This is a genomic window from Pectobacterium araliae, assembly GCF_037076465.1.
In the GTDB taxonomy this organism is placed as follows: Bacteria; Pseudomonadota; Gammaproteobacteria; order Enterobacterales; family Enterobacteriaceae; genus Pectobacterium; species Pectobacterium araliae.
Window position 1 is genome coordinate 3,374,315 of sequence record NZ_AP028908.1, and the last position, 24,668, is coordinate 3,398,982.

Below are 24,668 nucleotides of genomic sequence, written 5' to 3' on the forward strand. Positions count from 1 at the left end.
GCGTCCTTTTTATTTTATGCTTCGTCCAGGTGGTCAATGGCTGCCTGATACAGGCGATCCATACGGCTTTGTGTGCCAATATATTCCGGCTGGACCAGAATGTTTTTTGCCCAGGGCTGATGCATGAATTCCGACGAAAGTTCTGTCGCCAATGCCAGCCAGCGCACGATATCGCGGTCGTTGTTAAAGCCGTTGTTTTTCGCCTGTTCCGCCTGCTGATGGATAAACACCAGTAGCTCATCGTCAGCCGCGTTCTGCCAGCTAGCATGGTAGGTGCGTAGATGTTCCCTATAGCGCGCCAGATTGTGATGCTCGTAGGGCACCATAATGGCTTGCCATTGTTCGTCACTCAGTTGGCGCGGCAGGATGTTTGGGATGGTGTGGGGTTCGCGGGCGGTGAGGTTTAAAGCACGTACCGCGCCGTCAGGAGAAATGTCGCAGAAGCTGGCTATCGGGCCATAGAGTGCGCAGGCTTCTTGTGCGGAACTGGCGGATAACAGCTGATTCACCACTTGCCAGTCACCCACGCGCAGGATGGCATTCTCCCCGGAAGGTGAAGTCACCAGGCTCCACTGCCGCAGATGTTTTGTGACCTCAAGCAGTTGATCGAGCGGTGAATACGCCTGCATAAACCATTCCAGCTGTAGCCCCATTCCCCAGCCCGGCTGGGTGACAATATGTTCTTTCACCTGCGACCAGTTAGCGGCGTGAAGCGGGATGCAATAAGGCGATACTGATGCATGAACGCGCCCCGTGTCTCCCCAGTACAAACGCGTCTGCTCCAAACTGCCTCCCCAGCGTTCGGCCAGCCACGGCACAGCATCGTTCATCGACGCTTCAGCAATAACAAAACAGCCGCCCTGAGCGATGCGCGCTTGCCAGACAGCGTCATCTTCTGGCATCAGTTCAAGGAAAGGTTGCGATACACTCACAGCGTGACCTCCGTTATGTCTGGTAACTCTCCCCGCATCCAACCGGGGCGATGGTAATTAAGCTGCACATTTTCAATTCGTTCAGGCTCAGATTTGAAAATCCGAATACTGTCCGCCATCGAATAACGTTCAGTCAGATGAATAAAGATCGGGTGTAAATAGAATTCACTGCCGAGTACCCAGCGATGAGCAGACCAGGCTTCACACTCCGCTTCACTGGCTTTGGGATAAGCGTTTCTGGCGAATTCAATACCACTAATAAAGCGTTTTTTTACTATTTCGATATCCAGTGGAAAAACACATTGCGCGCTAACAAAAAGAAAGAGTTCATTCGCTAATCGGTGTAGGCGATTGTCATTAGCGAGAAGATAATATTGATAACGCGTTAAATTAATCTGGTATGCACTATTAATATCGTTCTTATCTTCTTTATTAATATCTTGTTGTGCGAATAGCTGATATTCCCCACGTTCGCTATTCACTATGGGTAAGTACAGGTTATTCAGTGGGCCGAGAAAATCCGTTTGAGCAGTAAGTTCCAAGGTGGACCACCAAGCCGATAAAACGTCTGGTGCGTAGCTACGAAATAGCGCTCGTGTGCCATCAGGCCAGAGACAGAAAATGCGTTGCTGCCAAAAATCAACCATTTGCTGCAATGTCAGCTCGCCATGCATGAGGAGCACGCCACCATGTTGCTCCGGCTGTGTCTCAGTCAGCCAGTGCAGCAGTGTTTCGCCGGGTTTGCCTTCTTCTATTTTCACCACAATAGGCGCCCACATCTGCCAGTTTTCGGCATCCTTACCCAAATGCAACTGTTGCCATATCTCTGCCGCGGCAGGTTGAAAAGCCTGCCAATATTCAGGTAATGCGGGATAACGTAGCGGTGAAATGATCGCATACAAAGGCGCGTCAAACTGGCTGATTTCAAACAGGGTATAACCGTTTGCCATCATCGTTATTTGCCTGTAAATAAATAAGATAGATTTTGATATAACAAGAACATGAATAATCACATTTCATGCCCCAACAATCATGTAAATTATCGGGATATGAAATGTAATTTTTTTATGAAAAGAAATGAATAATAAAAACCACGAATCAAAAATAAATTACAGCGGTAATCCTTTTTCCCAGCGCCCTCTCACTTCAGCGGGCGACAGTGGTGGGAATTTAACGCCGCGCTCCAGCAACCGCTGTTTCACCTTCAGCGCCCAAGGGTATTGAGGAGATTTAGGAGACATAATGGATAAGCTGTCGTGTACACGCCACGCTAGGCTACTGCCGGTTGAAGAATAGGTATCGAAACTTGCGCCCTGTTCAATCAACCAATAAACAATTTCGTATTCATTTACATAGGCGGCATAAAGCGCACTATTTCTTTTATTTTGATCTTCTAAATTCAGATCAGCCCCTTTCTCAACGAGTAGCTTAATATCAGCCCATCGTTGCTCATTAATGGCACTAAATATTGCAGGCTGACCACGACGACCAATTGCATTCGGATCTCCACCGGCATCCAGAATAATGCGAAGCCAGTCTGGATCTTTAGCGCCCGCCACTGAATTGACTGCGCTGTCGCCAAAGCCGTCTTTATAGTTTGGATCGACACCCAGTTTAAGCGCCAGCGTGATGGCCTTTTTATCCTTCGTCTCATAAATCAGCCATAGCAGCGGCGTGATGCCTTCTTTTCCCTGAATATTCAGGTTAACGCCCTGCGACAGCTGATGACGAGCTGCCGTTTCGTCACCTTTTTGAATACTTTCCAGTACCGCCACCACGGGCAGTTCAAAAAGTTCACTCGCCCGCATACTGCGTCCTCCTGCCTGACAAGCGGTTAATAACCCCAAAATAACGACGCCCAACCATTTTATACGTGCCAGCCATTGCATTATATTCCCCTGAATGTATTGGTTATCTTCCCGATATCTTCCTTTTTCTGGCTTTCAATGCCCGCAATCACCTGATCCATACCGTGGCGTGCAATCGGTGAACCGCCAACAGCGGGAAGAGCCATCATATCACCGCTTGCTTTCGGCAGGCCCCCTTCCAGTAATTTTGCAACACCGATGACTCCCCCAAGCACTGCACCGGCGGTTCCACCAATCAATGCGCCCGCGCCAGACAATAAACCTGGAATCAAAGCCTTACCGTAGGTTTGTGCCATGGTCAATATCTCGCCATCGACCGCTTGTGTTTTAATCAATGACGCTGTTTCTGCCAATGTCGCACCACCACCTCGCAAGGCAGTATTCTCATGTAATCCTGCGGCATTGAACGTATAGCCGGGAAGTTTTGTCACACTGACCGCAGCAGAGGCTAACCCGCCTCCCAGAGAATGGCCAACAATAACAGGTGGAGGATTTGGCATCAGATCTTTGACTTGAGTCGCGAGATCCATTGCTTGTTTGTACTGCGCTGATTCAAATCCCATACCCTGAGTGGCGTTAGTCAACCAATCTTTAACGCCTGTCACCGCATTATTGGTGCCCCGGTAGGTTAACATCGTTTCGCCATTAATTGCTGATTTGAACAGAGCAGAACCAAACCCTGTTTTCTTATCCATAAAATCATTGTCTGTCAGGCCAGGAAGCTTACTCGTGTCCAGAATATCCAGCCCAACCGGTGCTTTCGGCAATTTATCCAACACACCGCGCCGAAATTCATCGACCGAATACACATACTGGGCGGCCTCAGCGCGTAGGATGCTGTCGTTATTAAATGCCAGCCGCTTCGCCGCATCGGCTAACCCCGGCAACGATGCCGCTTCGGTTGCCAACTTGGCACGCGCCAGATAGCGATCTTTACGCTGTGCAACGGAGAGCAGATCGTCAAGAATGGGTAGCTCAGCGACCGAAGCCCAGTCCATCAACGTCGGCAATAGCATCGGTGCCAATGCCAGCAGAGGCGCGCGGCTTTTTGCCGATTGCTCAGCGCAGGGTTTCACCGGGGACTGATAGGGCGAATCGCCAATGATGACGTTCCCACTACCCGCTGCAACCGAGCCGCCACAGCCGATCGCATCACCGATACGCGCCGCCAGCTTTCCATTGATGATGACCGTACCAGAGCCCGCAGATATCGCACGATTGTGCACACCGTGAGGCATATTCGGGCAGGGGCAAGCGTGGAGTAAGACCCCGTCGCTTTTACGGGCGGCCGGTTTGCCATTGATGATGACATCACCGCTGCCTTCAATAATCGGGGTGGCAGGAAAGCAACCGTGACCCGCACAACTGTCCCCTAAACGTGCAGCACCTGGCATAGTTCCTCCTTAACGTCTGTCCGGCGCATCCGGCAGCGTGGGCTTCGTGGGATCTTCTGGCGTAACCGATACCGGTGCCGTCCCCACGCCAGCCGCTCCGCCATCGTTGATTTTCACAATCGTCTAAGTAGATAATAAACTAGCATTTTTCATTCATTACCTTACTTATCAGGCCCGATACCCACACCAATTGGCCTAACTGAACTGGAATGAACCCATCCCATCACAGGTTCACCATTTTTCTTTAAATACATCATAGAAAAGAACCCCGCGTATTTTGCATAAACATCAATCTTATCCCCACCGATCAGGAAAGTATTTTTCAACTTGCAGTTCTCATTTGGTGCACTGTATAAATAGGTCCTCTCAATGACGATATACCCAGAATCAGAGGTTTTGAATAAATCCTGTTCAACTTCCGCAGAAGAATTAATTTCCCCACACGCAGCAAAAACCTCCTCTGAAAAAAGAGAAAAAACAAAAAATAAAAAGTAAAAAATCTTACTCATATAATTCCTTCCCTCTTCTTAATTTATTAGCATAATCTGGATCGGTCTCATATCCTGCACGTTGTAGCCCCAAAGCCCATTCACATAGGTCGGTATAATAAAAACTCTTGTAGCAGCCGTGACCCGCACAACTGTCCCCTAAACGTGCAGCACCTGGCATAGTTCCTCCTTAACGTCTGTCCGGCGCATCCGGCAGCGCGGGCTTCGTGGGATCTTCTGGCGTAACCGATACCGGTGCCGTCCCCACGCCAGCCGCTCCGCCATCGTTGATTTTCACAATCGTCCCGGAAATTGTGACGCCCGCGCTATCAATCTTGATAAAGCCGCCAGGCGCTTTAATGGTTAGAGCCTGCCCCGCTTCCAGCACGATATCTGCGGCTTTCAGGTAGCTATCCGTATTGACCAGAACACGCTGGTGCGCGCCGATCAGCGTCTCTTCAGAACCGGACATCGTGGTCTGACGGCTCCCTTCTATACGGGTAATCTCGCCCCCGCCGATGAACCGCTTGAACGAAGCACCAATTTTCTGAATAAAACTCCGGCCAATTTCCTGATGATGATCCTGACCGATGTTTTCAAAATCATCTTTACCTACCGTCCGGTGACGGTGACGCGTGACCCGCTGGAACTGATCCTGATCCACGCTGAGGTGCTGATCACGCCCCACGCTCTGTCGGTGGATGTTGTTGATAACACCATCCATATCTTTCTGCGCGTGATAATAAATTTGTTCACGCGTCGCCTCATCCTCAAAGCGCAGCTCGTTGAAGCCACTGCCTTTATGCGTATCGGTACGAAGCGTGGTACGCGTTTTATGTGCCGGTAAAACGTATGGCGTAGGGTTAGTAGCGTGAAAAGTACGCCCGGTGATAATCGGCTGATCCGGATCCCCCTCAAGGAAACTGACAATCACTTCATGATTGATACGCGGGATGGCAATCATGCCGTATTGACCGCCTGCCCAGCCCTGACTGACCCGCACCCAGCACGAACTCTGGTCGTTGCTCGTGCCGTAGCGATCCCACGGAAATTGCAGTTTTACCCGACCATACTGGTCGCAGTAAATCTCTTCCCCTGCCGGACCCACCACCGTCGCAATTTGCGGGCCATCCACCATCGGCTTGTAGGGCATGGCCGCGCGCCACGTTGTCGTGCCTTTCACCACTGCAAAGCTGTTGCTCATCGTCGTCGGTTCACCGCCGCTTTCTTCTTCCAGCGCCTGCGGCTGCTGCCCGACGTGCGTCACGCTCACCGTCTGCCATACTGCGTTCAGCGCCGCATTCGGATGATCCGTCAGCGTGAAGGTGTTGCCCGGCATCAGCCCCGCACAGTTGGATTCCCCTTCGCTCGTCACCGCCCCTGAACGCAGTGCATCCAGCCGGTATCCGCTGAACGCCTTGCCGCTCGGATCGTGCTTATAACGCCCCGGATAGTCGTAATGCTGATAACTTTCGCGCTGGTGCGCCAGCTCGCTGCTCATTTTCTTGTGCGACAACCCGTAAGCCGGCGTCTTGAAGCTGTAGTCTTTCAGCTCGACTTCGGCCGTGCTTACCCGCTCCGCGTAGTGGAAACGCCGGACATATTCGCCTTCGCTCAGCCCCTGTGTCGCCAGATTGAAGAACAGCTCCGGGCCTTTACTGAGCGCCCCCGCATCGTCGGCAAACACCACCCGGTGTTTCCCCTCTTCGTATTCGTGGAAGAAGTACAGCCCTTCTTCCGCTGCTAAACGGGTGATAAACGCTAAATCGCTTTCCCGATACTGCACGCAGTATTCCCGTACCGCGTGTTCATGGCGCAGCGCAAAGGCATAGTCGGTAATCCCCGCTTCTTCGAGTAACACACCGATAATCGCTTCCGGCTTTTGTGCCTGAAAGATGCGGGCGTTGGTGCGCAGCCCCAGCCGCCACAGCGCCGGGCGGACGTCTATCTGATAGCGCGTGCGCCGGAATCCGGTATCGCCCTGCGTGAAGCCGCTGACAATCCCGCTGACCCGGCGCTTCAGTTCGCCTTCATACCAAATCATCAGCTCGCACGGCTGATCCAGCACCGCGCCGAAATCGATATCCGGCAACGCGCTCGCCAGACTCAGCGACAGGCTGAAGGGCCGGTTCAGCCCCTCATCCAGTCTGAAATCCACCACCGCAAAGGTGCCTGCTTCTAAGGCACCGACCTTTACGGTGAACTGTAATCCTGTACTGTTTGCCACCCGTCCTCTCCTTCTTCCTTCGCCGTTGCCATGGCTACCGCACACCCTGGGTTCTCCCGGAGCGGCACATCACAATCCTGATTAAAATGAAAACCCGAGCTGTGGTCTGAGTCTGCGCACACCACAGTTCATGTTGATAAAAACATCACGCCAGCAAAAAACACCGCACGGGGAAAAATCCCCGGAAAAAAACACAGAAAACCCGGGCAAGCCCGGGTTAGAGAGGAATTACGCCTCGACCGGCGCACGCCAGTCGTCGGAACCAGATGTCCCTGCAACGGTGTGCTCCCAGTCGATTTTGCGGTAAGCCAGCGACACTTCAATTAACTGGGTGTAGTCCAGTTTTGACGGATCCTGACAGTGTGGCATCTGGAAGTCGACGTCCACGATGGTGGCATCGGTCAGGATGGTAGAGAAGAAGTGCTCTTGCTTACCTTCAACAGAAGTGCGGTACCACTTCAGGGTCACGGTCGGCAGCATTTCGCCAGACGCCAGGGCGTTGTACATCAGCGGAACGGCTTTGTTCAGCGCGACAGTGAATTTGAACGGTTTGTGCACACGCTGACCGGATGGCTGACCAGACTGCGGGTCAGTTGGTACGGTGACGATGTGTTTGAATTCCTGTACCAGCATTTCATCTTCGTGGCCCTGCACGTAGATGTTGCCGACGGAATCAGAGGTGAACGCCCCTGCGGTGATGTTGCCCTGGGTTTTCCCTTCGATGCTGATATAGCATGGAGTTGGCATAGTCTTGCTCCTTGTTGTTGAACGGACTGTGTTGTTAAACGGATTGAATAACTTCACGCTTTGTATAGCAATTCCCATGCCAATTATTATCCTGTTGTTTTTAATGAACAATTACTTAACTCAAATTTTCCCTAAGTAAAATTTGAGCAAGAAGTTGCGCAGACCTCGCGAATCGTTTGCAAACATTGCGCAAAAAGTGATTTACACCAGAAAGTGAGCAAGAAGTTGCGCATAATGCGCAGTTATTCTGAAATTTTTCGTTAGTGATGAATTAATGCAACATATAACCAATAAAAACCACGCTTATTAATAGACAATAACTATAATTGGCGATAAAACGCTCACCTTTTACAAAAATAAGCGTAAGTGGTCACTTACTTTTTTTATAAGAAATAGGAATGGAAAAGTCAGGACATTGCGTAACAAAAAAGAGTAATAAAAAACAAAAAAGCGGGTGTTGCCATCACGCAACACCCGCCTGTTTACTGCCACGATTTATGCCACTACGATCCAACTTGAACGCAACAATCTGCCCGTCCTGCTTTAGCGATTTCTCACCCGCGATTGACTCTCAGCGAGTTACCCGGCGAGCCATCACCTCGGATTACTCTGTTTTTCCGGATGACCAGTGCATCGCCAGTCGCTGTCCGGCCTTGATTTCATCCGGCTGCATCGTCGCTTCCAGATCGTTACGCGCATGAATGGCTTCGGGCATCCCCTCCGTCGCTGCCATCGCATACCAGGCGTAAGCATGAATACGATTGCGAGAGGCTCCCAGCCCATCCTGGCGCATCATGCCCATACGATATTGCGCCATACGGTTACCGCCATTCGCCGCCAGACGGTACTGCTTCATCGCCTCAACATACTCCTCTTTGCCGCCTTGCCCCAGCCGCAGCATCTCGCCATAGGCCAGTTGGGATTCCGTGTCTCCTGCTGATGCCGCTTTGGCATATTCTTCACGCGCACGCGCGAATTCGCTCGCTTTAAATAACCGATCACCCAGTTCGCGTTGCGCCCGGATATAGCCCGCAGAAGAAGCCTGAACCAGATACTGTTCGCGCTTTTCATTCGTTGTCTGGCTCTGACTGAGCAAATAATCGGCCTCGCCCGATCCGCCAGATGCGGCACGCTCCAGCCAATAACGCGCCTTTTGCTCATCCCAAGGTAAGCGCTTACCTTCGCGGTATGCTTTGCCCAGCCAAAGTTGTGCTTCGGCATCACCTGATGACGCGGATTTTTGATACCAGTTCAATGCATTCTCGCCGTCTTCATGTCGCGCCATCCACAGTTGCGCCTGTGCCTGACCCAGCGTCGCCGCGCGGAAATACCAGCGTTCGGCCAGATCGCGACGGATCACCACGCCTTTACCCTGCTCATAGCGCTGCGCCAGTTGATATTGTGCATCCCGATTACCGAGTTCAGAGGCCTTCAGCAACCATGACACGGCCTCTTTTTCACCGCCCGCATGCGTCGCGTGCCACTGAGCGACAATCAACTGCGCGGGGGGATAACCATTTGCCGCTGCGGATTCAAATGCGCTCAGGCAGGCTGCCACCAGCTTTCCCTGATGCTGAACCTGACAGTCCATGCCGAGGCGATGCCCCGCTTCGCCATTCCCCAGACGCGAGGATGTAGTCCACCACTGTCGAGCAAACGGGCTATTCTTTGGCGCACCCAGCCCAGCCTGATACCAATCCCCCACCTGAAGCGAGGCAGCAGCGCGCATTTCCTGATTACCGAGCATTTCAGACAGTCCAGATGCTTTCTGCATCCACTGCATCGCCTCGGTATACTGAGAACGTTTGGCTAACGTCTTCGCCAGTTGATATTGCGCCTCACCATTTCCCCGGTTCGCTGATGCCACTAGTTCTGCTTCAGGCAGTGACGTGACGGGTGCCTGACATGACGCCAGCCAGCAGGCCGATAAGACTATCACTAATTTTTTGTATTTCATCATGTGCTCAGCGTTTTTCCCTTCACGATAATCAGCTGGAAGAACTACTCTGCTGCAAACGGTATAAGCGAATATTGAAGGAGCGAAGCTCATCTTCCATAGCACGCAGCTCCGCTGGCGTCAGCGACTGGCTTTTGATTTTACGCGCCTCAAGCTCCCGCAGCCGTATCCCGAAAGGGACGTCTGATATCAGGTCTTTTTGCATGTCGTAAAGCTTTGATTTCAGGTAGGAGATCGTCACCGTCCGGCGCTGCCGTTCCAGTTCCAACAGCTGCTGCAAGGTATCGTTGACGCGAGCACGAGCCTGTTCGTAGCCCAGCGTTTTCGGTTCATCACCCTGCTGACGTTCAAGCGCAATCTGCCATTGGCGTTCCATCTCCTTCACTGCCAGCGAATCGGGATAGAGCTGCTGCATCACGTTTTTCAAACCGTTGCCATATTGATACAGATAAAACGGCGAGGCATTTTTCACCTGTTCCAGCTGTGCCTGATAGCGGTTGATCAGTTCACCTTCCATGCCCTGCAATTTCTGCTCGCCCAGAACAATGCGCACCCGACGAATGTCATTATGATCGGGAGCGGCGGGCAACGCGTAGGCTGGCTGTTGCAGTAACGCCAGCGCATCGGCTTTTTGTTCCTGCCAATACTGCCAGCCTGTAATGGCCGCGACAGGCAGCGCGCAGGTCAACAGCCCGGAGACAAACCAGAACCACGCTGGCTTCTGCTTTTTATGCGCCTCAATTTTCAATACCGTCGGTTTCATTTGCCCTTTTTCCCGTCCGATGAGAATGCTGCCCGCAGGCAGAGCAGCCTGGCCCGAGCCTGATGAACCACTGCTTTGCACCGTCGTGCTGGGCTCCATGTCTGAATGAAAGAACACCATGGGCGGGATCTGCATATCCTGTTTTTTCAGTTCCTGATCGTCCGATACAATGACAATCTCGGTTTCATCAAACAGATGGGTGTAGCCTTCGACAAAGTGCAGCAGATTCTCGACGCGAGGAATGCGGCTCAAACCTGAGTTGTGCAGCTTTTCGCTCATCAGTTGCAGTGCGCGTTCACAACGGTAAACCAACCTCTTGTGTTCATGGCTGATGGCGTACTGGCGCACCACTTCACTGATACGGGCGATAAACCAGTCCAGCATCTCGATACGCGCCCGTTCCTGATGAACGGGCGGCCAGAAGTTATCCCACTGCGTCACAATCAGGTTTGCTAAAAATTCACAGCTTTCCGTGAATCCCGTCAATCCCGCCAGCCGTGAACGCGCCAGTGTAAAGTAGATCGCAGTCTGGAGATCCACGCCCTGCTTTTCAAAGATAGTGGTAGCCATATCGTGCACCAGCATCCAATCCACATCGGGGCGAGACGCGTGACTCAATTTGTTAATTTCCGCCCGAAGTGCGTCAAATTCCGGCAGCATCCGTGGATCCCGGCCCACTTTCAGAGCCTGTTGTGCATCTTGCATATCACATCATCCAGCAATAGGGAGCCTGAGCAGGCTCCCGAGAGTTAATTAATAAAGCGAGTCTGGCAGCGTGAATTGGCTGAACAGACCACCAGCAAACGGGTTATGGCTGGCATCGGTGTACACGCGATACGTCATCGCCCCGTTCTCCAGCGAGAAGCGCACGTCAAAGGTGTTCTCATTAACCTGCGTCAACTGGTCGCTATTGATTAACCGGAACATCGCCCACGGCCCGCTAAAGCTCAGGCTGCGCGGTGAGCGCTCACGGTCGTCCGGTACCAGCGTCAGCTTGCTCTCGGCACCGTCGCGCATACTGTTTGGCCACACCAGCGGCGTTTTCTGGCGGCGGCCGTGGCTGTATTCCAGCAGTTGTCCGTCCAGATTCAGCACACTGCGGCGTTTATTCGCCGTCAGTTCCAGCGGTTCCAGCACAAAGTGCACTTCCAGGCTGCCCTGCGCATTAAACAGCGTTTGGCGGATACGGTTAGCACGCTCAAGCTGCTTCACCAGTTCAGCCTGCAAAGGTGACGCCATGCCTTCTTCCAGCATACCGCTTTCCATCATCGCCTTGAGGTTGGTTTGATAGAAGCTATCCAGCGTCCCGCCAGTCATGAAGAACATTTCCATTTCCGATAGCGGCACATCCTTGCTCGATGATGGGTCGAAGGGGTAACGATCCGCCAGCTTCTCATTGAATGGTGTCACGACTTTATCCAGCCATTCCTGATTCAGCGACGACATCGCCAATCCGGTCACCAGACTCGCGCTTTCTCCGGCTAATTGCCCTACCCAGCGATCCAGCGGCGCGGGAAGACTGCGGGCGTATTGCTGTAAGGCAAACACCGGATCAGCAAATTTATTGCCCTGCCGCGCCTGCACCGCTTTCAATGCGGCCTGCCCCGGATCGGTCGCGTTGACGATCTGATCGAGATAGTGATAGAGATCGGTCAGCTTCTGATTGACCTCTTGCACTAGTGGCCCTTGTTCGCCACGCCCACTCAGCGCCGCATTGATGGTCATAAATGGACGACCGATACGTGTATTGATGTTCTGCGCCGTGTCGTTATCATCATCAGCCAGCTTACGAATACGGGTGTTATCGCTAACCGTGGTCAGCACACGCTGGAAGGGCTGATCGTTGCCAGTAATATCCGTGAGGATATCGAGCGCCTGCTCCGGCGTATCGAGTGCCTGTACATCAATGTTCGCCAGCACTTTCTGCCACTGGTTGATGTAATCCGTAATGTAACGGTCATTCACCTGACGCAGGATCTCCCGTCGATCGGCCTCGCTGAATTGCGCACGTTCACGTTGCCCCAGCACCCAGGCATCCAGCGCCGTCAACTCAAGCAACGCCTTATCCTGCTTGAGGTAATAATCACTAAAACCAGGATACGTTAACAGTCGCGGCACGCTTCCCGCTTTGTCATTACGCAGAGAAAATACCGGATCAAATGTTGGTCCCACTTCATCACGGATCGCTAAATCTGGCGGCAACACCTGCGTCGCCTTCATGACCAGACTCTGATAAACGCGCTGATACATCGGCAGCTTGCTCAGTTCCTGCTGAGCCAGCGTAATCGGCTGATTAAAGGGTGCAAAGGTGCTGATCGCCACCGCATCTTTCTGCTCACGGGATTGATGCCAGTTAGTGTGTTCAAGGGCGTAATCCAGATGCTGCATCAGTTGTTCCTGCACGTTGCCCTGTGCGGGAAAAGCCTTTTGCCAGCGCTGCGTCATAAACTGTTCGACCAGCGCTTTATTGCGTCCTGACGCATCATCCAGCATCCGCATCACGCGCAGAATCGTCAGCTTTTGCTCGCTATTGGCAGGAGCCTGATTCAGATCTTCCAGTAGCCCCTGCATCACCGCAGGGAGAAAACGCTGATTCAGCATTTGCAGGTAGGTGCCTTCAACATAAGGCCCAATCTTATCGCCCTGATACAAGCCAAGATCGGCTAGCAGCGGCGTACGTTCGTGGTAATTACCAAAGGATAAGGTCGCATCACGAATCAAATTCAGACGCGGCAACTGCTGATAGCCGTAGCCCGGCTGCCCTTCCAGCTCATTGGTGCCGATAAACGCCTGCGCTTTCGTCAGTACGTTGCGCCCCGCTTCTTCATTAACCCGAAAGAAATGGTGCCAACTGCCGATCAGCGCCAAACTGGCAAGTAGCATGCAACCCACGCCAATACTCAGCCGACGGCGACGATACAGGCTATGCAGCCGGTTTTCCCCCGCCAGACTGGCCTCAGGGAAAATGACGTCAGGGAAGAGACGCTGCACAAAGAACGTATTGGACTCACCGCGCAACGCTGGATTAATCGGCTCTGGCAGTTGATAACGGCGGGAAGCCGACTGCGCAAAGGCATCGAACGGCACCCCTTGTTGATAAACAGAGCTGACATAAACGCCGCGGATCAGGAACGCGCGATCCTCGCCCGTCGCTAATGTTTCCGTCAGCACCTCCATCACGTAATCTTTCACGCCAGCCAGTTGGCGAACGAACGAGAACAGCGAATTGCGCACGCTTCTGTCCGATTGCGTCAGCAGCATGTCGGGCAGGTTATCATTCAGGTGCGTGACCCACTCGTCCCAGAAGCGCTCCAGCTCTTCCAGCCAGCCTTTGCTGTTGCTGGCCTGCGGAGTAAACGTGACCCCTAATACCGCCTGACGCGCGTCGCGGTTCAACTGGCGATAAACCTTGTCGAAGCCGCTCAGCATATCCAACCGGGTCAGCGCGATATACACCGGTAAGCGCGTATTGATGTTGACGGAAATTTCCTGCAAACGCGCACGCATGACCTGCGCGTAGGCTTTGCGATCTGCTACGCCAGCCTGTGCCAGCCAGGAAATATCCAGCGTAAGCACCAGACCGTTGAGCGGCTGGCGGCGGCGGTTTTCACTGAGCCACTGTAGCAAGTGCTGCCACAGACGAGCATGACGCTGCCCGAGCGAATCGCCCTCCAGTGCAGGCTGTGCAAGTAGCTGTCCGCTGGGATCCCAAATTACGGCGGATTCCCCGACCCAACTGCTCACCTGCTGGCCTGCCGCCACATCCCGCAGCTCGGCATCCAGCTTTGGATTCATCTTGTTTGCCGGATTAGCGCGATGGATCAGGCTACTTTTTCCGCTGCCTGCCAGACCAATCGTCAGATACCAGGGCATCGCATACAGCGCTCTTTTACCCAGTTGCGTCTGAAACGCTTCCAGCCAGCGATCGAGGAACGTCTGTTGACCGTCGACATACACCTGTAAAGGGTCTTGTTCAATGACCTGCTGATCCTTACGCTCCGCACGCATCTGTTGCACGCGACGCCAGACCAGCCAGGCACTGTAGGAAAACGCCAGCCACAGCCAGACCAGCGTGAACACCACGCGGCCCCAGATTCCCTGCAACGGGCGCGACTCACCCACCGTCAAACGCGGCCCCAGCCACCAGGCCAGAACCAATACGACGACCCACAGCAGCACGCCCAAAAGCAGCCAGGAGGGTTTCAGTTTAGGCAACTGCTTGCGTAGAAAGGTTATGATTGTTTTAAACATAAGTGACCATTCACTCCGAATGTCTTATTTTTTGCGGGATGCCGCCAACCGCTCGACGCGGCTGACCATTCCCGGTTCCCATTGCATCAGGCCCAATTGCTGGCTTTCCTGCCACATGTGCTGATAGTGCTGTGCTGCCAGTGACTTCATCCCTTCTTCGGCGAGTAAATCCGCCAGTACCAATTCGGCATAAAAGCGGTCACGCGGCTCTTTCAGGCGACGCATCCGTTCATCTAATAACTGCATCGCTGCACCAATACCTTTCTCATCCCGACAGGCCGCCGCCTCCGTCGCCAAATCGTCCTGTCGTGCGCCGCCACCACCGCGCACCGGCTGGCTGGACTGCAACCACTGGTTGCATTTCCCGGTCAGAAAAGGTGCCCCATCGCTGAACGCCAGTTCACGTAGCTCCGGCACACGCTGAATAAACGCAGAAAGCTCTTCAGCAATCGCTGTCGCAACAGGGGTATGCCCCAGCCGCGAAGCTACCGAGGCAGACAACATGTGCCCATCAAACCAGTAAGGTGCCAGCACCAGACTTTGTTCTATACGTTCCCACAGCGCTAAATCAGCCTGAGCCAGCGCACTTTGGTATTCATCCACGCGATCTGACGAGACGGGTGCCAACTGAGTTTTATTTCCCCTGGACGACATCGGCGGTGTGGCAATGCCGGACCAGATGGCGTGGCGGCGCAGACGGTAACCCATCGGTGAATCGGGATGGCGTTCAACCAGCAGCGCCGCGACGTTCAGTTGGGTTTGCCGCCAGCCGCGCTCATCGGATGAATTAATCTCCATCGAACTGACTGGCGTTGAAGCCGCGCTGGCGCTGGTTTCACTTCCGCCTGAGCTACCGCTGGCTGCCGGAGCCGGTTTTGCCGTCTGATTCGCCTGTTCCTGCGCTTGCTGTCGCTGTCTGACACGCTTAACCCCCTGTACCAGTTCATCCGTCAGCGCCGCTTTGTCGCTTGCCAGTTCACCCCAGCGTGTCGCCACCTGCTCCGCGAGTTTTTGTAATTGTTCTAACTCTGCGCTGGAGGCACTCTCCGCAATACGGGGAAGCACACTCTCAAAACGCCGAACAATCTGGATCATCAGCTTCTGTTTCTGAACCGGACTGGCAGGCCAGGCGATAATCCAGTAGCTCTCCAGCCAACTGTCCAACAGCATCAGCGCCGTGGAAAACGGTGTCGCTTTGGCCGGGTGCTGTAAGCAGCGCAATAGCTGCACCAGTACCCGCATGTCTTTGGTTTTGCTTTCCAGCAAGGTCAGGCAATACCCCGCCACCACGTTAAGATCGACCTGGTTATGCGCCAGCGATCCCAGCTTGACCAGCTCTGTTTCGACCTTTTCCCAGAGCGGATCGTCAGCCAATACCGCCGCGCGCAACTTCTCATCCGGCAACGAGGTTTGCAGGCGTTTACACCAGGGATGTGCATGCATAAACGCCTCCTTTACCAGTGGCACTGCTGACGCAGCGGTGCAAGTGCTTCGCCCAGTCCGGCGAGTTCGATACGCAGTGAATGCCCGTCCGTACCGTTAAGCACCAGTTCGCGATGCCCAATCCAGCGCTTTAACGCATCAATCGCTGGCAGACCACGACCTGATTCCAGCAGGAGCCCACGATTGCGGATAAACCAGCTGTCGGAGACGGTCACACCATCGAGTTGCGACGTGACGGACTCTCCAGCCCAGGGTTCGCTGAGCGTTAAGCGCAGGTGCGTAATATTGCTGGCACAGCTAATCACTAGCGTATTGCCATCGGCCAGCACGCGGGTGAGCGTCATATCGCCGCTGTCCACTTCACGTCCCAGTTGAAAGGTTCCGCTCGTTACGGCGTTATCACGTTGTGGGGACAACGTACCGCCGCGTTCCGCTTCCCGCCCCAGCGCGTCATAACAGGCCAGCCGGAGCTCTGAAGCCGTTTCATTGCGGCACTGTTCCCATAACGACTGCCAGGCGGGATCGGGTGTCGCAGCCGTTGCCAACAGTAGGGGTGCCATCGTCAGAAACATCAATTTACCTCCAGCTTCTGGCATTTGTGGTCAAGAGTACGTTTAGGAATATTGAGGCTATCGGCCACCAGCAGGCGGTTGCCCTGAAACTGGCGCAAACGAGCTTCAATCACAGCCGCTTCATACCGCTGTGTGGCAATACGCAAATCGTGAATGTGTTGATAGCGATCCTGTTCTTCCGACGTGCTGTTCGTCAGCCGCTCGCGCAGTTCAGGCGGTAGCGATGCCAGAGACAGCGCCTCATCGTCCGGCGTATGCGCGCAGGCGACTTCCAGCAGATTACGCAGTTCCCGCACATTGCCGGGAAAGTCATACGCCACCAATTGGCGAAGGAAAGCTCGGTTCAATGGCCCAACGTGTTTTTGCTGTTTATTTGAAAATTGACCGATGAAGTGCTCGCACAGCAGGCGGATATCATCCGGCCGCTCGCGCAGCGGGGCGACCTGCAACAGGCACTGGCAAAGGCGATGATAGAGATCCTGCCGAAATACACCGCCAGACACCTGCTGTTCCAGCGGCTGGTGAGTCGCGGCAATCAGACGAAAATCGGAATGCACCTCTTTCTCCGCTCCAAGGGGACGGAAGCTATGCGTTTCCAATACCCTTAACAGTTTGGCCTGCATGGACTGCGGCATATCGCCGACTTCATCCAAAAACAGGGTTCCGCCGTTGGCCTGTTCTACCAGACCAATCTTGTTGCTTTGTGCGCCGGAGAACGCCCCTTTCTGGTAGCCAAACAGTTCGCTTTCAATCAGATTTTCCGGGATCGCAGCACAGTTGATGGCAATAAAGGGCTTGTCGGCACGTTCGGAACACTGATGCAGCAAACGCGCCACCACCTCTTTCCCTGAACCGGTTTCGCCCTGAATCAGCACCGAAAGCCGGTGTTTTGCCGCCTGATAGATCTGCTGATGCAGCTCTTTAATCACGACAGATCGGCCAATCAGGGTGGCTTCCACCCGCTTTTCCTGCTCGCGACGGCTCTGCCCTTCATCCTTAATCTGGCGGAGCGAATCTCTCAGCGCGACCTGCTCTCGCCGGGTATGCGCCAGCTCGCGCAGCAGCATAAGCTGGCGGCAAAATACTTGCGCCAGCCGTTCGCATTCGCCCCGTTGGTGCAGCGTTTGCAGACGCGTCGGCGTATCCAGCAGCGCCAACACCGCCAGCGGTTTGCCGCTATCCGACAACAGCGGTAGCGCGTGCAGCCCACAGTTCGTTCCGACAGAGACCAACATCTGCCGGAATTCACGGTGCTCAATGCGGGCACCGCCATAGAGAGAATCCCAGGTGCGCGCCTGATTTTTATGCAGCGCATAGGCTAACGGGTGACTAAAATCATCCACCCCCAGACTCAGCGCCACTGGTGTTTCATGCACTCGTCCCTGACAGGTCAGCAGCCTGCCGCTGACATCCACCATCCCCAGCAGCATCCCTTGAGGCTGCCAGGCAACCTTCATCGTCTCCAGCAGCCAGTCACACAGACTGGCTTCATCATGCTGTCGGGTGAGTGCAAGCGCCAGTTCGAGGGCATGTTGCATACTCAGCCCTCAACCTCAGTTTGGAACTGGCCGGCTTCGACGCGGAAATGAATACGGCTGACAGGCTCACCCGTAGACAGACGTTGCAGTAGCTGTAGCGAAACCGGTGGCAACAAGGCGCCATCAATCACCGATTCGAGCATACGCGCGCCGTTTTCGCTGCGATTTGCCAACCGCAAAATCTCTTCCGGCACCTCGTCCTCAATAATGACTTCCGCACCAAAGCGCTGTTGCAGCAGAGAGACCAGACGCGACAGTTTGCCCTGTACGATTTCGACCATGGTGTCATGTGCCAGCGGCAGATAAGGGATAACTTCCATACGCGCCAACAGTGCAGGTTTGAAGAAGGCCGCCAATTCGGGATAAAGCACATCCAGCAACACATCCTGCTGCTCGGCATAGTTCACGATTGTCTGGAATCCGAGGTTGGACGTCAGGAAGAACACCACGTTGCGGCAGTCGATCACGCGACCTTCACCATCGGCGAGCTCGCCCTTATCAAACGCCTGATAGAACAGGTTCAGGACATCCGGGTGCGCTTTCTCCACCTCATCCAACAACACTACGGAATACGGTTTCTGGCGGATGGCTTCGGTCAATACCCCGCCTTCGCCAAACCCGACGTAGCCCGGCGGTGAACCGATCAGGCGTGAAACCGTATGTTTTTCCTGATACTCGGACATATTGATGGTGGTCAGATAGTTACGTCCGCCAAACATCAGGTCGGCAATCTGGAGCACGGTTTCCGTTTTACCCACGCCGCTCGGCCCCACCAACAGGAAAGCCCCCAGCGGACGCCCCGGGCGACGAAGATCTGCACGCGCGGTCAGCAGGTGCTTATGCAATTGAGCAATCGCCAACTGCTGCCCTTTAATTGAATCCCCCAGGAATTCAGGCAGGCGCGTGACGACATCCATTTCACTCTGTGAGATGCGGTTCAGCGGCACGCCCGTCCACTCGGCGATGACCGCTGCAATTTGCGTTTTATCAACGTGAGGGGAAACCAGTATCGAGGCGTGTTGCAGCGCTTCCAGTGCCTGTTCACAGGCAGCTAGTTCTGCCGCTGCCGACACCGCATCAAAATCGGCAGGCTGTTCTTCATCCAGCAGCGCCGTACGCAGTTCAATCACACGCTGAACCTGCGTTTTCTGCTGCTGCCAATCGGCTTCCAACTGTGCCAACTGCGCCGCGCCGGCTTCACGGGCGTCACGCAGTTCGGCTAAGCGCTCTTCGGTATTGCCCAGACCAATACGCGCTTGACGCTCAAGCTGGGTAATTTCCATCTCCTGCTGATGCAGACGGGTCTGTAGCTGGCTGACCGCACGCGGTGGCGTCGTCAGGTTAATGGCGACGCGCGCGCTGGCGGTATCCAGCACGTCAATCGCCTTATCGGGCAGTTGACGACCGGAGATATAGCGCGCCGACAGCTGTGCTGCCGCCTGAAGCGCATCTTCATCAATCAGGACGCCGTGCGCTTTTTCATAGATGCCGCGCAGCCCACGCAGAATAACCGTGGCTTCTTCCGCGTTCGGTTCACCGACTTTGACGAGCTGGAAACGGCGGGAAAGCGCGGCGTCTTTCTCGACGTATTTTTTGTACTCACTCCAGGTCGTGGCCGCGATGGTGCGTAGTTCGCCGCGTGCCAACGCAGGCTTAAGCAGGTTGGAAACATCCAGCCCGCCTGCCTGATTACCGGCACCGATGAGCGTATGCGCTTCATCGATAAACAGAATGATCGGGCGCGGCGCATCTTTCACTTCCTGCATCACACCTTTGAAGCGTTTCTCAAATTCACCTTTAACCGAGGCACCAGCCTGCATCGCCCCCAGATCGAGCGTAAGCAGTTCCACATCCCGTAATCTTTCCGGCACGGCACCGGCCACGATACGCAGCGCCAATCCTTCGATCAGCGCACTTTTACCGACGCCCGCTTCCCCGACCACAATTGGGTTGTTTTTACGACGGCGGGAGAGAATGTCGATCATTAGATCGATTTCATGGTCGCGGCACAGCACCGGATCCAGTTGCGCCTGTCGGGCAGACTCTGTCACGTTTTGGGTATAGCGAGAAAGTTGTGTGTTCGCGGCAGCAGCCTGTTCGGCCGTGGCGGATTGTACCGCGACGTCCGTTTCAACCGAGTCCTTCACCCACTCATCAAACTGCTGGCGTAAAAGCTCACGGTTAATCTGCGCCAACGGGCGGGATACCGCGCCTGCCACATAGCGATTGGGCGTCAGCAGCAGGACCAGCAGCAAGATGCCGCTACGCAGGCGTACGTGTTGAAATTCAGCCGAGGCCAGCAGCCAGCTATCCTGTAACCACTCCACCAGCAGAGGAGAGAATGAGGGATAGCCCGCGTCAAATTCTTTATCCATGGAAGAAGGCAACAGCAGCGAAGACAGCTCGTCCACATCGACGCCCGCGCGTTTGAGGATCTGGCGCACATCGCACAGCGGCGTTTCCAGCATTTTCATCAACAGGTGCTCAATACGGATTTCCGCACCCTGATGTTGAATACAGAGTGCCGCCGCTTCTTCCAGCATATGACGGCACACGGGGTTGAGTCGTTCAACCAGTGTCGGCAGTTCAATTCGAATCACGGTGTAGCTCCTGTTATTGTAATAATTCTCCCAGTTGACGCAGCACGTCCTGGGTTTGATGAGTTAGCTGATAACGGTACAGGCCGAAAGCGGCCACCAGAACCACACACACACCGATAAACAGCGTGCGCAGTGACACCTGCTTGCGTAAGTGGTAGCGCGACGCCTGCTGCCCTAGATTCAGGTGGAAGACCGTCGGCGAATCCGTGGGCTCTGGGCGCAGGGTGTCATGTAGCTTGCTCACAATGCGATTGAGTTCCTCGCGTCCCTGCGTCATCACTCGATAGCGCCCTTCAAACCCCAAACAGAGACAGAGGTAGATAAACTCCAGAATGTCGCGATAGCGGGTTGGGTCGTCCAGCAGTTTCTCCAGCAGGACAAACACCTTTTCGCCTCCCCAGGTTTCATTGTGAAAACGGGTCAGCAGGGAATGTGCCGACCACATGCTTTGCCCGCCCCACTCCCGCCCCATCACGGCTTCATCAATGAAAGTGCAGAGGATGTAGCGGAACGACAGAATCACGCCGTTTTCATAGCCATGAGAATGCAATTCCTGTTCGATAGCCTGAATTTCAGACACCACGCGCTGATAGAGATCTTCTACGCCCTCATAGGCCGAGAGCTGACGTACCCGCTCCACCATGCCCAGCAGCGGCGTGACTGCATCAATCATCGGATTAATGCTTTGCCCACGCAGTCGGAACCAGTAGTCGGAGTCCATATCCATCTGTCGGGCGTGGTCAAAAAGCAGATCGCCCAGTTGATCGTTTTTAATAACCTCGATGCTCATATCTTCCTCTCCTTACTACTGGCCGCGGATGGCCCAAAGCTGCATATCCAGCTCTGGGAATTCGCCAGCAATGTGGAACGCCAGCGTGTTGCCAGACACCAGCATCTGCCAGGCAGGGCTTTGTCTATCCAGTTGGAAATAGCTGTAACCCGCGTGATAAGGCAGTTGGCGCGGCGCGACTGGCAACGGCAATAGCGGGATGCCCGGCAATTGCAGGCTGATCAATTCGCGGATCTTCTCGCTGGAGGCGATCTTCGTTTGTTGCAGCAGCTGTTTACGCAGATGCTCCTGCGGCATACGCGCGCGCACCGCCAGCACAAACTCGGCACCCACCATCAATTCCGCATCGCCGACCATTGCCACCATCACGCCATACGGCTGTTTCTTCAGTTGGATGGAGACGGCACGCGGCGACAGCACGGTGCTCAGCGCCTGACGCAGCGCCATCATCAGCGGCTCAAAGCTGGCCTGCTGGTGTTCGTGACGATAGGCGGGGAATTCCGGCGGCAGGCGTGATTCATCGGTAAACGTCATCAGTTCACCGCACAGTTCAACCAGCGTTTCGTGCAGGCGTTCAGGGTGCAACGTGCCAAGACGCGCCAGATGCGACAGTTTAGGCTGAGCGCGGTTAAGCAATTGCAGCATCATGAACTCAGCCACGTCCGCTACGCCCTGCTGCCCTGGGGCGGCAATACGCTGTGCCAGACTGCGCGCACGTTCCGCCACCAAACCGGCAGATTCGCCCAGAAAGCGTTTTAAGGTGGGGATTGCGGTAACACTAATGCTGCACGGCATAAAGTTCGGATCGAGAATCAAGCCGCCGTCAGGGCGCTTATCCAGAATGTTGGCAATCGCCAGCGAGGCATAGGCGCTGCGATCGTCACGATCGAGCATCAGGCGCAGGCTGACCTTGCCGACCTCCAGAGACACAATATCGCCGCCATCGCTGTGCAGATCGCGCACGTCATGCCGATGCGATTGCAGGCGGCTGGCGATCCCCTGTCCCGGCTGACCGACTTCACTGACGCCATTCACCGCCAGCGGCAGCGCCAGATACACTTTCTGGTTTGCCAGCGCAACGTCGGTAATCTCCAGCGGCAGCGGCAGGGCGTCATCACCCGGAATATTGAACACGGTGCCGTCAGGCATCACACCGCTGGCGTTAACCAGCGCGATGCGGCCAAAATTGAGGTATTCCTCATTAATCGCCAGCGACTGCAAACCATAGAAATAATCACTGAGGGCGCTGAGACGCGCGTGCAGTGCGTAATCGGTGTGTCGTTGCTGTTGTTGAAAATGCTGCGGTTTAATGAACAGACCTTCCCGCCAGATAATGCGATTGCGACTCGACATAATTATTCTTCTTCTTGGTCTTTTTTGATTTCGACTTCATCCCTGCGCAGATGCACGAGGATCTGATACGTCTGCCCGGTATTTTTTAGCTTGATGACTTTGCGCCACTCGGCGCTTTCCGAATCCGCATAACGCGCCACCACGCCGAGGTAGTGCACCTTTTCATCCAACGCTTCGGGCGGCAGATATTTGAACTGCCCCGGCAATAGCGTGTAGTCCTGATGGCTGAGGTAATTCTTGGCGAGCGCCTTTTCGATATCCGTCGTGATTTGGTCGTAATCGGTGGCTAACAGACGCGAATCTTCCGCCAACAAAATCAGTTGGAATTCGATAGGGGCGGCTTCACCGCTGTCGTTAGGGTTAACGTCCGGTTCCGCCAGCAGGCTAAAACCCACGGTAGAAGGCTGATGATTGTTGCTGCCCACCTGAATATCCGGATTCGCCGCGACCTGTGCCATCTTGCCCAGCGTGGTACACCCTGACAGCAGGAACATCAGGGAACATAAGCACAGCGCCCGTAGCATTATTTTTGCTCCTGCTGTTGACGCACGGCACGGTCATACGCCTGCGCATACACCTGATGGAACAGCTTCTGGAAGCCCTGCTGGCGCGGCGACGTTAATTCGCGGTAGTAGTGCTGATACATCTGCCATGCCCAGCCGTCATCCGCCGCCAGCGGTTCACCACTGCGGCGATAGTGCTCAAAGCGGTTAAGCAACGCAGCAGGCGAAAAGGCCTGAAGAATGTTTTCCAACGCCACGACGATCGCCTGCTGGTTCGCGATGTGATGCACTCGCAGATTGTGCAGTGCTTCTTCCACGGCGGCGGGCGCAGACAGGTGCACCGGGCTTTTCCCTTCGGCAAACAGCACCGACAGCGTATCCGCATAGCCCAACCCCAGACGCAGCGGGTTATCTTCAATCGGGCGTAAATGCGTGTCCGCCATCGCGGCCTGTTCCGTCTGTAATGCCAGCAGGCCTTCAACCATCGCGCGCAGGCTTTTCCCCATCTCTTCCAGCATTTCGCGCAATCGTGCATCATCACCCGGCTGAAGTGACAGCCCCAGCCCACGCATCAGCGGAGCCAGAGAAGTGTCATCGCTGTATCCTTCCAGCCCTTCTCCCGCGAACGGTGTGTTGATAGTCGGTAATTCCACAAATTTCTGATCCATGGTGTCCTCAGCAGAAGAAAAAGAAGAAAGAGAGGTCGTGAGCGATTCTCCGACCGTCTCACTGTCTGATGGCAAGAGTGGCTGGCTCTGTTCTTTCTGGAGCGCCCACAGCGGGTCATTCAGCACAACCGTGGGATCGGCCAGATCCGTTGAGCGCCTTTTTTTATCTTCACTTAGCCAGCCGCCCAGCACATCGACCGTGCCCTGTCCTAAAACCTGATCGATATCCTGTTCCGTGGTGGGATCACCGATATAAACGCCCAATCGGAAAGGCCCAATCACCAGCTCATCGCCGTGCGACAGAATGACTTTGCGATCTCGCCCAATCGGCGACAGCGAACCGTTAATAAAAGACTGTCCGCTCAGATCGCACAGGCTGAAATAACCATCGGTCATTTCGATACGTGCGTGCCCCGGCACCACGGATCCCAATCGATCCCGCAACTGCCACTGGTCTTTTTCCGACGCACCCAGCGTGCCACCACGATGATCGAACTGGTGCTGCACCTGAGAATTGATATCGAGCTGCTCACTGTTGAGCACAACCAACGTGAGTGGATGGGTTACGTTCACA

18 protein-coding genes are annotated in these 24,668 nt (G+C 54.5%); all 18 read right to left on the reverse strand.

What is annotated here, in order from left to right:
- Positions 1-14: 14 nt before the first annotated feature.
- The 18 genes from AACH44_RS15330 to tagH all read right to left on the reverse strand — a co-directional run bounded on the left by AACH44_RS15330 (position 15) and on the right by tagH (position 24,667).
- Positions 15-932 carry a DUF4123 domain-containing protein gene (locus AACH44_RS15330; protein WP_261848821.1) on the reverse strand — a complete coding sequence of 306 codons (918 nt, stop codon included), beginning with the start codon at positions 930-932 and terminating at the stop codon, positions 15-17.
- A complete protein-coding gene (locus AACH44_RS15335) occupies positions 929-1,885 on the reverse strand; it encodes a DUF4123 domain-containing protein (RefSeq protein WP_261848820.1) in 957 nt (318 codons plus the stop codon). Before AACH44_RS15335 ends, AACH44_RS15330 begins: the two co-directional genes overlap by 4 nt.
- A gap of 156 nt (positions 1,886-2,041) precedes the next feature.
- The gene (locus tag AACH44_RS15340; RefSeq protein ID WP_261848828.1) at positions 2,042-2,740 is read right to left on the reverse strand and encodes an ankyrin repeat domain-containing protein; all 699 of its coding nucleotides are present in this window, start codon (positions 2,738-2,740) and stop codon (positions 2,042-2,044) included.
- Positions 2,741-2,820: 80 nt separating this feature from the next.
- Positions 2,821-4,194, reverse strand: a complete 1,374-nt coding sequence (locus AACH44_RS15345; protein ID WP_261848819.1) for a PAAR domain-containing protein — start codon at positions 4,192-4,194, stop codon at positions 2,821-2,823.
- Positions 4,195-4,355: 161 nt separating this feature from the next.
- Entirely contained in the window at positions 4,356-4,703 is a 348-nt protein-coding gene (locus AACH44_RS15350) for a hypothetical protein (protein WP_261848818.1), read from the reverse strand.
- A gap of 169 nt (positions 4,704-4,872) precedes the next feature.
- Positions 4,873-6,909, reverse strand: coding sequence for a type VI secretion system tip protein VgrG (locus AACH44_RS15355; protein WP_261848817.1), 2,037 nt, complete (start codon positions 6,907-6,909; stop codon positions 4,873-4,875).
- 228 nt (positions 6,910-7,137) lie between these two features.
- Positions 7,138-7,656, reverse strand: a complete 519-nt coding sequence (locus tag AACH44_RS15360) for an Hcp family type VI secretion system effector (protein WP_338659316.1) — start codon at positions 7,654-7,656, stop codon at positions 7,138-7,140.
- Positions 7,657-8,260: 604 nt separating this feature from the next.
- A complete protein-coding gene (locus tag AACH44_RS15365) occupies positions 8,261-9,616 on the reverse strand; it encodes a tetratricopeptide repeat protein (protein WP_261848815.1) in 1,356 nt (451 codons plus the stop codon).
- A gap of 28 nt (positions 9,617-9,644) precedes the next feature.
- Positions 9,645-11,081: a VasL domain-containing protein gene (locus AACH44_RS15370; protein ID WP_261848814.1), complete on the reverse strand. Its 1,437-nt coding sequence runs from the start codon at positions 11,079-11,081 to the stop codon at positions 9,645-9,647.
- Positions 11,082-11,129: 48 nt separating this feature from the next.
- Positions 11,130-14,627 carry a type VI secretion system membrane subunit TssM gene (tssM, locus tag AACH44_RS15375; RefSeq protein WP_261848813.1) on the reverse strand — a complete coding sequence of 1,166 codons (3,498 nt, stop codon included), beginning with the start codon at positions 14,625-14,627 and terminating at the stop codon, positions 11,130-11,132.
- 24 nt (positions 14,628-14,651) lie between these two features.
- The gene (tssA, locus tag AACH44_RS15380) at positions 14,652-16,070 is read right to left on the reverse strand and encodes a type VI secretion system protein TssA (protein WP_261848812.1); all 1,419 of its coding nucleotides are present in this window, start codon (positions 16,068-16,070) and stop codon (positions 14,652-14,654) included.
- A gap of 11 nt (positions 16,071-16,081) precedes the next feature.
- Positions 16,082-16,642: a type VI secretion system-associated protein VasI gene (gene vasI / locus AACH44_RS15385; protein ID WP_261848811.1), complete on the reverse strand. Its 561-nt coding sequence runs from the start codon at positions 16,640-16,642 to the stop codon at positions 16,082-16,084.
- Positions 16,642-18,180 carry a sigma-54 interaction domain-containing protein gene (locus AACH44_RS15390; protein ID WP_261848810.1) on the reverse strand — a complete coding sequence of 513 codons (1,539 nt, stop codon included), beginning with the start codon at positions 18,178-18,180 and terminating at the stop codon, positions 16,642-16,644. The genes vasI and AACH44_RS15390 overlap by 1 nt, the downstream gene beginning before the upstream one ends.
- A gap of 2 nt (positions 18,181-18,182) precedes the next feature.
- Positions 18,183-20,780, reverse strand: coding sequence for a type VI secretion system ATPase TssH (gene tssH, locus AACH44_RS15395; protein ID WP_261848809.1), 2,598 nt, complete (start codon positions 20,778-20,780; stop codon positions 18,183-18,185).
- A gap of 13 nt (positions 20,781-20,793) precedes the next feature.
- Entirely contained in the window at positions 20,794-21,570 is a 777-nt protein-coding gene (icmH, locus tag AACH44_RS15400) for a type IVB secretion system protein IcmH/DotU (RefSeq protein ID WP_261848808.1), read from the reverse strand.
- Positions 21,571-21,585: 15 nt separating this feature from the next.
- A complete protein-coding gene (gene tssK / locus AACH44_RS15405) occupies positions 21,586-22,923 on the reverse strand; it encodes a type VI secretion system baseplate subunit TssK (protein WP_261848807.1) in 1,338 nt (445 codons plus the stop codon).
- Positions 22,924-22,925: 2 nt separating this feature from the next.
- Positions 22,926-23,447 carry a type VI secretion system lipoprotein TssJ gene (gene tssJ / locus AACH44_RS15410; protein ID WP_261848806.1) on the reverse strand — a complete coding sequence of 174 codons (522 nt, stop codon included), beginning with the start codon at positions 23,445-23,447 and terminating at the stop codon, positions 22,926-22,928.
- On the reverse strand, positions 23,447-24,667 hold the full coding sequence (gene tagH, locus AACH44_RS15415) for a type VI secretion system-associated FHA domain protein TagH (RefSeq protein ID WP_261848805.1): 1,221 nt from the start codon (positions 24,665-24,667) through the stop codon (positions 23,447-23,449). The genes tssJ and tagH overlap by 1 nt, the downstream gene beginning before the upstream one ends.
- Position 24,668 lies beyond the last annotated feature (1 nt).

Bases quoted from the DNA above. Each gene is read 5' to 3' on its own strand.
- tssM (WP_261848813.1), bottom strand. From the start codon at position 14,627: ATGTTTAAAACAATCATAACCTTTCTACGCAAGCAGTTGCCTAAACTG.
- AACH44_RS15350 (WP_261848818.1), bottom strand. From the start codon at position 4,703: ATGAGTAAGATTTTTTACTTTTTATTTTTTGTTTTTTCTCTTTTTTCA.
- AACH44_RS15335 (WP_261848820.1), bottom strand. From the start codon at position 1,885: ATGATGGCAAACGGTTATACCCTGTTTGAAATCAGCCAGTTTGACGCG.
- tssK (WP_261848807.1), bottom strand. From the start codon at position 22,923: ATGTCGAGTCGCAATCGCATTATCTGGCGGGAAGGTCTGTTCATTAAA.
- AACH44_RS15360 (WP_338659316.1), bottom strand. From the start codon at position 7,656: ATGCCAACTCCATGCTATATCAGCATCGAAGGGAAAACCCAGGGCAAC.
- vasI (WP_261848811.1), bottom strand. From the start codon at position 16,642: ATGTTTCTGACGATGGCACCCCTACTGTTGGCAACGGCTGCGACACCC.
- icmH (WP_261848808.1), bottom strand. From the start codon at position 21,570: ATGAGCATCGAGGTTATTAAAAACGATCAACTGGGCGATCTGCTTTTT.
- tssA (WP_261848812.1), bottom strand. From the start codon at position 16,070: ATGCATGCACATCCCTGGTGTAAACGCCTGCAAACCTCGTTGCCGGAT.
- AACH44_RS15345 (WP_261848819.1), bottom strand. From the start codon at position 4,194: ATGCCAGGTGCTGCACGTTTAGGGGACAGTTGTGCGGGTCACGGTTGC.
- tssJ (WP_261848806.1), bottom strand. From the start codon at position 23,447: ATGCTACGGGCGCTGTGCTTATGTTCCCTGATGTTCCTGCTGTCAGGG.
- AACH44_RS15340 (WP_261848828.1), bottom strand. From the start codon at position 2,740: ATGCGGGCGAGTGAACTTTTTGAACTGCCCGTGGTGGCGGTACTGGAA.
- AACH44_RS15390 (WP_261848810.1), bottom strand. From the start codon at position 18,180: ATGCAACATGCCCTCGAACTGGCGCTTGCACTCACCCGACAGCATGAT.
- AACH44_RS15370 (WP_261848814.1), bottom strand. From the start codon at position 11,081: ATGCAAGATGCACAACAGGCTCTGAAAGTGGGCCGGGATCCACGGATG.
- AACH44_RS15365 (WP_261848815.1), bottom strand. From the start codon at position 9,616: ATGATGAAATACAAAAAATTAGTGATAGTCTTATCGGCCTGCTGGCTG.